Genomic DNA, 10,858 nt, shown 5'->3' on the forward strand with positions numbered 1-10,858 from the left:
GCGATGCGCGACATCGCACTGTCCTCGCAGGAGCGCCTCGCCGCCGGCGTCTCCCCGGCCGTGCGGGCCGAGCTGGCGGCGCGGCCGCTTCGTGACTTCGTCACCCCGAGCCCCGACCACCCTTGGCTGGTGGAGCGGGAACGCGCGCTCTACGGCGCCTGGTACGAGATGTTCCCCCGCACCGAGGGCGCGACACAGGACCCGGTCACCGGCCGGTGGACCACGGGCACCTTCGCCACCGCGGCCCGGCGACTGCCCGCCATCGCGGCGATGGGGTTCGACGTCGTCTATCTCACGCCGATCCACCCCATCGGCACGACGAACCGCAAGGGCCGCAACAACTCCCTGCGGGCACAGGAGGGTGACCCCGGATCGCCGTACGGCATCGGATCCGCGGCCGGCGGCCACGACGCCGTGCACCCGGATCTCGGCGGCTTCGACGCGTTCGACGCCTTCGTCGCCGCGGCCGCCGAGCATCGCCTCGAGATCGCCATCGATCTCGCGCTGAACGCCTCACCGGATCACCCGTGGGTGACCACACGCCCGGAGTTCTTCACCACCCGCGCCGACGGCTCGATCGCCTTCGCGGAGAACGCGCCGAAGAAGTACCAGGACATCTACACGTTCAACTTCGACAACGACCCCGATGGCATCTACGCCGAACTGCGCCGCGTCGTCCAGGTGTGGATCGATCACGGCATCCGGATCTTCCGCGTCGACAACCCGCACACCAAGCCCGTCGAGTTCTGGGAGTGGCTCATCGGCGACGTCGGCCGCGACCATCCCGACGTCATCTGGCTCGCGGAGGCGTTCACGCGGCCGGCGATGATGCACATGCTGGCCAAGGTCGGCTTCCAGCAGTCGTACACGTACTACGCGTGGCGCCACACCCGGGCGGAACTGGTCGAATACCTGACCGAGCTGGCCGGGCCCGCCGCGGCCTACATGCGGCCCAGCTTCTGGCCGACCACGCACGACATCCTGACCTCGTTCATGCAGCGCGGCGGCCCGACGGCCTGGAAGATGCGCGCCGCCCTCGCCGCGACGCTGGTGCCCACGTACGGCATCTACGCCGGCTACGAGCTGATCGAGGACCAGGCCCGGCCCGGTGCCGAGGAACAGCTGGACAACGAGAAATACCAGTTCAAGGATCGGCGCTGGGCCGACTACGAGCCCGGTGGGCCGGGGGAGGACCGGTCCATCGCGGGGTATCTCACGACGGTCAACGAGATCCGCCGGGCGCATCCCGCGCTGCATCGGCTGCGCAACCTGCGCTTCCACACCGCCGACGACGACGAGATCCTCGTCTTCTCCAAAGCGCGCGCGTTGCACGACCGGCTGGACGTCATCCTCGTCGTCGCCAACCTCGACCCGCACCGGACCCGGGACACCTGGGTGCACCTCGACATGCCCGCCCTCGGGCTGCAATGGCACGACGGGTTCGTCGCCCACGACCTGATCACCGGGCAGCACTTCAACTGGGGCGAGCACAACTTCGTCCGCCTCGGCCCCGGCACCGAGCCGGTGCACATCATCAGCGTCCAGCCGCACTGACACCGCGTATCAACCACGTTCGTGGCTCTAGCTACGTGGACCGTTAGCCCGCGACGCTGCCCACCGCCGCGTGCGGCGACCGCGGCGGCGTGGTGGCCGGCTGGGTCGTGTCCAGCCGGACGGCCGGCGAGCGCACCAGGCCCAGCTGAACCGCCTGCCGGCGGGTGCACGCGTCCACCACCCAGTCGAGCAGGATGCGGAACCGGTTCGCCGGCATCGCCAGCAGGTGGTAGCCGCGAGTGGCGACCTTGGCGGCAAACCCGGTCAGGGGTACGCCCAGCGGGTCGGCAACCGCCTTCATGCCGCTGAGGTCCACGACCAGTCCGAGGTCACGATGCCGGTACGGGCGCTCGGAACCGTGCCCGAGCGAGGCGGCCACATTCCGCGCGACGGCCTTCCCCTGCCGCTCGGCGTGCTGCGCGGTCATCGCCGTCAGCTCGCCGGGCCGGGTGAGATCTGGCACCGCGGCCACGTCGCCGCATGCGAAGACGTCCGGATGCCCGGGCACGCGGAGGTACTCGTCGACGCGTACCCGTCCCTCCACCGCGGCCAGCCCGAGAGCGTCGACCAGGGGTTCCGGGCGTACCCCGACGGTCCAGACGACGGTCCTGGTCGGCACGAACCGGCCGTCGGTGAGGCGGACGCCTCCCGTCGTCGCCTCCGACACCGACGTGCCGGTGCGGATCTCCACCCCGCGACGCCCCAGTGTGCGGGCGGCCGATCTCGATAAGCGCGGTCGGAGCTCGGGAAGCACCCGGGACGCACGGTCCAGCAGCAGCCAGCGCACCGGCGTGTCCCGCAGCGCCGGCCGGCGGCGCAGGAGGCTGCGCGTCAGCAGATGCCCGGCCGCGGCGACCTCGGTTCCGGTGTAGCCGGCACCGACCACGACGAACGTCAGCCGCGCCGCCCGCTCCTCCGCATCCTCCGTGGAGGCGGCCAGTTCCACCTGCCGGATGACGTGGTCGCGCAGATACAGGGCCTCGGGGATGCTGCGGAAGCCGTGGGCGTGGTCCGCGATGCCCGGCACCGGGAGCACCTTGTTGACGCTGCCCGCCGTCACGACGAGTCGATCGTAGGTGACAGCGCCGGCGCGGCCCTCCGGATCGATGTGGTGCACGGTCCGGGTGGCGAGGTCGATGCGGTCCACGTACCCCAGTTGCAGCCGTACGCCCGGCAGCGTCGCGGTCAGCGAGACGGCCAGCCGGCGGGGATCCAGCACCCCGCCGGCGACCTCCGGCAGCAGCGGCAGGTAGAGGAAGTAGTCGGTCGGATTGATGAGTACGATCTCGGCTTCTGCACCGAGCGTGCGGTGCAGCGCCTGCGCTGCCCGGTAGCCGGCGAACCCGGCGCCGACGATCACGACACGTGCCACGGCTTGGTCTCCTTCGACGTCTCTTGCAACCAGTTCCAGGCAACCAGTGCGGCACAGTCAGCCACTTCCCTCGATGTCGCCAACCGGGTCCCTCCCACGGGGGAGCCGTTCGCTTCTGGCGGCGCGGAACCGGAGGTGAGGCGGTGGCGTCAAAGGGGCGTGAAGGCAATCCGGGGTGGGTTCGTGATCGCCGTGATCCTGCTGGCCGCGGGCGGGTGCGGCGGCGAGGACCCGGAGCCGTTGTGCCCGGTTGACCGGATGGGCATCACTGCCGGCATGGACGGCGTCCGCCTCACGAATCAGTCGGGGGCGGCGTGCCGTTTCAGGGGCACGTTCCCGGTGACCATGCAGGTGCGGCTGGAGGGGGCGGCGCCGCCCGCCGCCAAGGGAGTGCTGCCGGCAGCGGGGACGTACGTGCAGCCCTACATCGCGGGAGCCGCGGCGGCCTGCCCGCCGCCGCCCCAGGACACGCCCCAGACGGTTCCGGCGTCAGTCGAGGGAGTCACGGTCACCGCGGTCACCCGGGGGACCGATGCCTACTTCATGGCCGCCTGCATGTCATTCAGCGCCGGCGTCCCGCGTATCGAAGGATGAGAGATCTCGTAGTTAAGAGGCAAGCCTCTGGGTGATCTCTGTCCTGAGGCGAAATGTTTGGTCCGCCATCACGTCGGCCAGGCAGGACAGGGCAAAAGCGAGCGGCCATGACGCTTTGACCCCGATATCGTGGGGAATCATGGTGAACGGCGCATCGGGATCCCACTGATCCATGGGGGTGAACCGTACGCTGCTGACCATCTCGATGTACGGCCGCTCGCCGCGGCTGACCTTTCGAGCCTCGACCTCCTCGCTGGCCGCGGACAACAGGGTCACGGCAGCAAACTCCGGCATCGCTCCGCGGGTGAACCAGCGGGCATGTCCGAGCACCTCGCTGTCCTGCACTTCTGTGGTCAGCACTCCACATTCCTCGCGGAGTTCACGCACAGCGCCGTGAACGATGACGTCCCGTAGTTGTCCTCGTCCACTCGGCGGGAGGTCTTGCTGCTCGAGTGCGCCGGATCCGGACGGGGGGTACAGCTCAGGGCTGCCGACGTTGTGCTTGGTTTGGAATGGGAGCAACAACTTGCCGTCGGAGGTGATCGCCAGTGTAGAAACACCGATGGTGTTCGCGAGCCAACTGTCGGCGAAGGCTCGAAGGCGGCCCTTCCGGTTCACGAACAGGTTTCGCCCGTACATCCGCGCGCCGAAGCCGACTTCACGTACGTCATATCCGGACAATATGTTCGTACATACGAAGTCGTAGTAAGTGACGCGTTTCAATCGCACCACATCGACTCCGCCGGCCGTCGGCAGGTCCGACGCAAGTCCGACCACGCTCCCGTTATGCAGCGTTGACCTGCGCATCTGTCGGGCCAGGAACGGCAGTGCCCATTTCGCCAACTCGTCTCGCAGGACGAAGTCTCCTTGGTCGACTTCGGCTTTCAAGGAGCCTTGACGCAGCCGCCGGCTTTCATCGATCAATGCCACGCCCACGTTGCCGCTGGTCCTCAACATTCGGCCACGGCCGCCTTCGCTTTGGACAAGGTCGGCGTAGTCGTCACCCGATCGCGGCTGGAACACCAGGGCCTTGGTGCGTTTGTGCACGGTGCGGACCTCGAAGAACGCAACCGTGGCACCCGTCGCCGCCGCCAAGGCACTGATCAGCTTGGGTACCTGCGTCAATGCAGTGGCAACGCTGAAGCCGGCAAGGATCACGCCGGTCGCCGTGACGCGATACTGCCACGCCATCTGCCGCCCGACGTCCAGCGTCGTCCTCATCCGCGTGATCCACCCCGCCACCGCGAACCACCCTCCAAAGTGGGGTTGCTCCGGCCACAGTGAAGCACAGGGTCGATGCGCCGACGCGTGCGCCGGCCGCGGACCCGCCCGCCATCCGCGCTTCCAACCGCGCCCGGGCGCGGAGCAGGCATAGCCCAGGTGTGCAAACGTATGACCGCATCGAGCCGGGTACTGTTGCAGGATGGCTCCCGAGCCCAAGCAACCACCGGAGGCGGCTCGCCCCGTCGTGACCATGCGCGACATCGCCGCGGCGGCGGCCGTGTCGCAGAGCACCGTCTCCCGGGTGCTGAGCGGCGCGGAGACCCGGGTGCCGATCGCCGAGCGGACGCGCGAGCGCGTGATCGAGGCTTCCCGGCAGCTCGGCTACCGGCCCAACCCGCTGGCCCGCGGCCTGCGCGGCGCCTCCACGAACCTCATCGGCGCGGTGGTCCGTGACTTCAGCGACCCGTTCTTCGCCGAGGCCATCGAGGCCCTGGTCAAGGAAACGATGGCGCACGGGTACAACGTCGTCCTCGGCCACATCCACCCACGGCTCGAGGAGGCGATTCCGCTCACCTCGGTCCTCGAGACCCGGCACACCGACGCCGTCATCCTGCTGGGCGACCTGCGGGTCCACCCCCAGCTGCTGGCCGACCTGCGCGGCTCGCAGGTGCCGGTGATCGGGTTGTGGCAGGGCACCGGGCAGCTCGAGTTCCCGAGCGCCGACACCGACGACCGCGCCGGGATCCGTGCCGGGCTGCACCACCTCGCCGACCTCGGCCACCGCCGGATCGCGTTCGTCAGCGCGGAGCTGCCCGGCGAGTTCTGGGTCCGCGAGGTCGCGTACACCGACTTCATGCGCGAGCGGTTCGACGGCGTTCCCGCAGACTACGTGCAACGCTGCCCCAACACCCTGGCCGGCGGCGACGCAGCCCTGCGCCGGCTGATGGCGCTGCCCGAACCACCGACGGCGGTCGCCACCTCGACCGACCTCCTCGCCGTCGGCGTTCTCCACGCGGCGCACAGCCTCGGAGCGACCGTGCCGGAGCACCTGTCGGTCGTCGGATTCGACGACATCCTGATCTCCAGCCACACCGTGCCCGCCCTGACCACGTCCCGGATGCCGACGGCAAAGCTGGTGAGTTACGCCGTCGACCTCGCGGTCAGCCTCTCCCGTGACCCCGAGGCCTCGCGTGAGCCGAGCCTGCAGATCTTCGAGCCCGACCTCGTCGTCCGCGACTCGACGGCCCGTCCCTACCGCGGCTAGGACAGACCCAGGGCGTGATCCCCGGACACGGCCTGGCGGGGCAGCCACACGCGCATGCCGCCGTCGCCGCGGTTGCCCCATGTGTAGTAGGGAATCGCCGGCACCGTCGTGCGGGACCCGGCGACGGCCGCCGGCACGTCGATGCCGACAACGCCGTCGCCCAGGTCGGGCCGGGGCGTTGCGGCCACCACACCGTCCGGGTCGTAGCGCACGTCCTCGAGTGTTTCCCCGTCGGGCAGATCGGCCGACTCGATGCAGTAGACGATCGGTCCTCGCTCGAAGGCCACGCAGCCACGAACCGCGTCGACACGTGGGTGCGGCTCGATCAGGCGCACGGGGAGTTCGAGATCGAGGACGACGCGGTCGCCCGCCCGCCAGGTGCGGCTGCGGGTCGCGTAGCCGGCGGTGACCGCCTCCGCCGGGCCGTCGCCGACCGTCAGCGTCGCCGAGCGGCACCAGCCGGGCACACGTAGCGACAACGCCCAGGGGCGGTCCGGCGCCCGGACGACGGTGACGACGATCCGGCCGGCCCAGGGGTAGCCGGTCGCGATGGTCAACTCCACATCGGACGACTGGAAGCCCGCGTCGGCGTACTGATGCACCTGCACGCCGGTGTCGTCACTCGTGAGCACGTACTGCCGCCAGGTGCTGAGCATCCGCATGAGGTTGGGCGGGCAGCAGGCGCAGGCTTGCCACGGCGCCCGCCGGCCGTCGGCGGCGGTGTCGGAGCTGCGATGTGTCCGCCGCTGCAGCGGGTTGACGTAGAAGAACTCCGTGCCCGACCGGGACAGGCTGGGAAGCACACCGTTGAACATCACGCGCTCGATGTCGTCGGCATAACCGGATTCACCGGTGGCCAGCAGCAGGCGCCAGCCGAGCATGACCTCGGCGATGGAGGCGCAGGTTTCCGCGTACGCCCGATCCGGCGGCAACTCGTACGGGTCGCCGAAGGCCTCGTCGCGGTGCCGGCTGCCCACGCTGCCGGTGAGGTAACGCCGGGTCCGGACCATGTCGTCCCACCGGCGCCGCACCGCGGGCCAGCAGGCCCTCGTCGTCGCGTTCGACGGCGACGTCGACCGCGCCGCAGTCGAGGTAGAGCTGGCGCACGCTGTGGCCGGCGACCTCGGCCGCCTCCCGGACGGGCAGATGGTCCTGCCAGTATGTCGGGCCGAAACGGCCCTCGCCGATGATGCCGTGGCCGCGCAGGTCGAGCATTCGTGCGGCGGACGCCAGGTGCGACTGGTCGCCGGTCACCCGGGTCAGCTCGACGAGTGCCATCTCGATCTCCGGGTGCCCGTCGATTTGGTGGCCGGGCGAGCCGAGCGCCCGATCGGCGTGCGCGACGGCACGCAGCGCGATGTCGAGGAGCCGGTCGTCGCCGAGCGCGCGGTGCCACGCGACGGCGGCCTGCACCAGGTGGCCGAGGCAGTAGAGCTCGTGACCCCACGCCAGGTCGGCGTACTGCCGGCCGCCGAGCACGGTCACGAAGCTGTTGAGGTAACCGTCCTGGCGCTGGGCGCGGGCCACGATGCCGATCGCCTCGTCCGCGGCGGCGCGCAACCCGGCGTCGTCGTCGCGGCCGAGCTCCCAACCGACCGCCTCCAGCCACTTGTAGACGTCGGAGTCGAGGAACGGCAGCACGGCCCCACTCGTGTCGCCGGCGGCCCGGTAGTCTCCGGCGTCTCCCGCCCCCGCCGCGAGCCGAAGGTTGTTCAGTGTGCCGGTCGCGCGGAGCCGGTCGAAGCCGTGCGGGATCGTCCGCTCCCGGTTGATCCGCAGCCGGTCGGCCCAGAACCCACTGTGGATGGTGACGTCTGCGGCGCCGGCCGGTCGGAGTGCCGTCCTGGCGCCCGCCGACGGGCGGACGCAAGCCTCGTGTTCGATCCGATCCGTGATCATTTGACTGCTCCGCTCATCAGACCCGAAACATAGAAGCGCTGGAGAAGGAGGTAGAACGCGACGCAGGGGATGATCGAGATGGTGATGCCCGCCTGCAGCATCCCCCAGTCGGTGCCGCCCAGGCTGGTCTCCGTGCGTGCCGCGGCCAGCACCAGCGGGAGGGTGAAGGACGAGCCCTTGCTCATCATCACGAGAGCGCCGAGGAACTCGTTCCACGACATGATGAACGCGAACAGCGCAACGGTGACGATTGCCGGCTTCGTCGCGGGCACGAAGATCCGGCGGAGCGCCTGCAGCGACGAGGCGCCGTCCATGATGGCCGCTTCCTCGAGCTCGCGGGGCACCGCGGCGAAGCTGTTGCGCAGCACGTACAGGCTGAACGGCAGCTGAATCGCGGTGTGCACCACCGCCAGACCGACGAGCTTGTTGGTCAGGCCCAGCTCGGCGAACATCAGGAACATCGGCGTCAGCAGCGCCTGGTACGGCACGATCAGCGCGAGGAGCAGCACCACGAAGATGAACTCCTTGACCGGCACCGAGAACCGGGCCAGTGCGTACGCGGCCGGCACGGTCAGCAGCAGCGTGAACACGATCGTGAGCGCCGCCGTGCCCAAGCTGTTGAGCAGGTACGTGGGCAGCCCTTCCTGGTATGTCCAGAGCCGTTGGTAGCTGTCGAGGCTGAACACGTCGGGCACGTACGTGGGCGGCGACGCGGCCGCTTCCGCGGTCGGCTTCACCGAAGCGAGCATCGACGCGACCAGCGGCAGCAGCATGATCGTGCACAGCGCGACGCAGAGCGCGCCGACCAGGTAGCGGGTACGTCCGGCGCGGTCCCGCCGGCGCTCGGCACGGAGGGTGGTCGCGCCGCGGCCGGTCCTCAGGCGGTCCGGGGCCCGTGTCGCGCTCATGAGTGACTCCGCCGGGCCACGAGCAACTGGACGACCGTGAAGGCGAGAATCGTGAGCGCCAGCACCATCGACAGGGCCGCGCCGTATCCCAGCTTGAGATACGGGAATGAGTTGAGATAGACGAAGAAGACGGAGGTGGCCGTCTCGTTCTGCGGCTGGCCCGCGGTCATGATGTAGAACTGGTCGAACGCCAGCAGCGACCCGATCACGCTCAGCAGGGTGACCAGCAGCACCGTTCGCAACGTGAGCGGGAGCAGGACCCGGGTCACGCGCTGCCGGTAGGTTGCGCCGTCGACCATGCTCGCCTCCGTGACCTCGGACGGAACCGCCTGGATGGCGCCGACGAACAGCACCATGCCGAAGCCGATCACCTTCCACACCACCGAGACGATGATGGCCAGGTTGGAACGGTCGGCATCGACGCCCAGCCACACGATCGGTGAATCGATCAGGCCCCCATCCATCAGCACCTTGTTGACGAACCCGAAGTCGGTGCTGAACAGCCAGTACCACAGCAGGCTCGAGACGCCGAGCCCGATGACGACCGGCGTGAACACCACCGTCCGGGTGATCCGCCGCAGCGGGGAGTTGGACACGGTCAGCAGCGCGAGCAGGTAGCCGCCGACGATGAGGATCGGCGTGATGATCAGGGTGTATTTGAAGGTGAAGCCGAGCGACACCCAGAACTGCCGGTCCTCGAACGCCTGCCGATAGTTGTCGAGCCCGACCCAGCGCGGCGGCGAGATGAGCGACCAGTTGTGGAAGGACATCCAGACCATCCGCCCGAGCGGGTAGACGGTGAAGGTGAGGACGAACAGCAACGCCGGGCTGAGATAGGCCAGTCCGAGCCATCGGCTCCGTGTGTGCCGGCGCACCGCCGTCCTCCCTTCGTTCCGCTCCCGGCCCTTCTCGCTCAACCTTGAGCAGCGATCTTCTTCATCGCGGTCTTGGCGTCGGCGATGATGGTGTCCAGGCTCTCGTCGGTGTAGTACGCCCGTTGCAGCATCTGCAGCCACGGACCCTGCGGCGAGTTGATCTGCTCGAAGAAGGTCAGGGTGTACGGCGTCCGTCCGATCTCGAGCGCCTTGGCGACGTCCTGCACCAGGGGCTCGGCCTGGAAATACTTGTTGTCGACCATGTCGGTGCGCGTGGTGAGGTTCAGCGCCTTGGCGTACACCTCGACCTGCACCTCGTCGGACAGCAGGAACTTCATGAAGTTGACCGCGTCGGCCACCCGTTTGCTGCCCTTGGGCACGACGACGAGGTCGCCGCCGATGAAGGAGGCGGTCGAGCCGGCCGTGACGCCGGGAAGCGGGGCGATGCCGAACTTCATCTTCGGGTTCTGCTGCCGGGCCAGCGTGATGTTGAAGTTGCCGGTGCCCATCATGCCGACCTTGCCGGACCCGAACTGCAGGTGGAAGGTCTCACCGTTCTCGGCCCGGTCGCCCGCGTGGACGTTGCCGGCTTTGACCATGTCGCGAGCGAACTGCAGCACCTGCTTGACGCCGTCGCCGGTCAGCGGCTCGTCGCCGGCGTTGACCGCCTCGATCTTCGCGCCGGACGCCCACATCAGCGGGCCGACGGTGAAGATGTTGCAGCCGGCGCAGTTGCCGGGCAGGTAGTAACCCTTGACGTCGCCACCCAGTGCGGAGATCTTGCCGGCGTACTCGCTCAGCTCGGCGAGACTCGTCGGCGGCTTCTCCGGGTCGAGGCCGGCCCGGGTGAAGAGATCCTTGTTGTAGAACAGCGCGGACACGTCCGCGTACAGGGGCACGCCGTAGAGCCGCTCCTCGAACGTCGCGACGGTCATGTGGCCCTTGCTCGAGGTCCGGAGCTCCGGCCAGTCCTTGATCCGGCCCGTGAGGTCGACCAGCTGCTGGGCCTTCTCGAACTGCGGTGCGTAGATCAGGTCCATGCCCATGAGGTCGGGCACCTCGCCGGACGCGATGCCCTGGGCGATCTTGCCGACCATCTCGGTGTGCGGGATGTAGGTGAGATTGATCTTGCAGGTGGGATTCTTCGTGTTCCAGGCCGCGACGAGCA

9 protein-coding genes and 1 pseudogene are annotated in these 10,858 nt (G+C 69.0%); 3 read left to right on the forward strand and 7 right to left on the reverse strand.

Going from position 1 to position 10,858, the window contains the following annotated elements; translation table 11 throughout:
- Positions 1-1,554, forward strand: a 1,554-nt coding sequence (locus AB0M20_RS11025; RefSeq protein WP_364296817.1) for an alpha-1,4-glucan--maltose-1-phosphate maltosyltransferase, incomplete at its 5' end; no start/stop codon positions are given.
- A 43-nt stretch (positions 1,555-1,597) separates the two neighbouring features.
- Here the strand turns inward: AB0M20_RS11025 and AB0M20_RS11030 are convergent.
- On the reverse strand, positions 1,598-2,926 hold the full coding sequence (locus AB0M20_RS11030; RefSeq protein ID WP_364296819.1) for an NAD(P)/FAD-dependent oxidoreductase: 1,329 nt from the start codon (positions 2,924-2,926) through the stop codon (positions 1,598-1,600).
- Positions 2,927-3,109: 183 nt separating this feature from the next.
- Here AB0M20_RS11030 and AB0M20_RS11035 point away from each other — a divergent pair, with 183 nt between their 5' ends.
- Positions 3,110-3,520 carry a hypothetical protein gene (locus AB0M20_RS11035; protein WP_364296821.1) on the forward strand — a complete coding sequence of 137 codons (411 nt, stop codon included), beginning with the start codon at positions 3,110-3,112 and terminating at the stop codon, positions 3,518-3,520.
- A 12-nt stretch (positions 3,521-3,532) separates the two neighbouring features.
- On the opposite strand, the gene AB0M20_RS11040 is transcribed toward AB0M20_RS11035, so the two are convergent.
- The gene (locus AB0M20_RS11040; protein ID WP_364296823.1) at positions 3,533-4,741 is read right to left on the reverse strand and encodes a hypothetical protein; all 1,209 of its coding nucleotides are present in this window, start codon (positions 4,739-4,741) and stop codon (positions 3,533-3,535) included.
- Between the two features lie 202 nt (positions 4,742-4,943).
- Here AB0M20_RS11040 and AB0M20_RS11045 point away from each other — a divergent pair, with 202 nt between their 5' ends.
- Entirely contained in the window at positions 4,944-6,008 is a 1,065-nt protein-coding gene (locus AB0M20_RS11045) for a LacI family DNA-binding transcriptional regulator (protein WP_364296825.1), read from the forward strand.
- On the opposite strand, the gene AB0M20_RS11050 is transcribed toward AB0M20_RS11045, so the two are convergent.
- From AB0M20_RS11050 to AB0M20_RS11070, 5 genes and pseudogenes are all read right to left on the reverse strand, one after another.
- Positions 6,005-7,018, reverse strand: coding sequence for a beta-L-arabinofuranosidase domain-containing protein (locus AB0M20_RS11050; RefSeq protein ID WP_364296827.1), 1,014 nt, complete (start codon positions 7,016-7,018; stop codon positions 6,005-6,007). The two genes, AB0M20_RS11045 and AB0M20_RS11050, sit on opposite strands and share 4 nt — an antisense overlap.
- A 40-nt stretch (positions 7,019-7,058) precedes the next feature.
- A pseudogene (locus AB0M20_RS11055) lies at positions 7,059-7,907 on the reverse strand (beta-L-arabinofuranosidase domain-containing protein); the annotation flags it as partial.
- Complete coding sequence (locus tag AB0M20_RS11060; protein WP_364296829.1) at positions 7,904-8,815, reverse strand: carbohydrate ABC transporter permease; 912 nt, start codon at positions 8,813-8,815, stop codon at positions 7,904-7,906. The pseudogene AB0M20_RS11055 and the gene AB0M20_RS11060, both read right to left, overlap by 4 nt.
- Positions 8,812-9,690 (reverse strand): sugar ABC transporter permease, encoded by an 879-nt coding sequence (locus AB0M20_RS11065; RefSeq protein ID WP_364296831.1) that lies wholly within the window; start codon positions 9,688-9,690, stop codon positions 8,812-8,814. Before AB0M20_RS11065 ends, AB0M20_RS11060 begins: the two co-directional genes overlap by 4 nt.
- 38 nt (positions 9,691-9,728) lie before the next feature.
- The coding region (locus AB0M20_RS11070; RefSeq protein WP_364296833.1) for a sugar ABC transporter substrate-binding protein at positions 9,729-10,858 on the reverse strand (1,130 nt) is incomplete at its 5' end.

The sequence above is a fragment of the Actinoplanes sp. NPDC051633 genome (genome assembly GCF_040681735.1).
Taxonomy (GTDB): domain Bacteria; phylum Actinomycetota; class Actinomycetes; order Mycobacteriales; family Micromonosporaceae; genus Actinoplanes.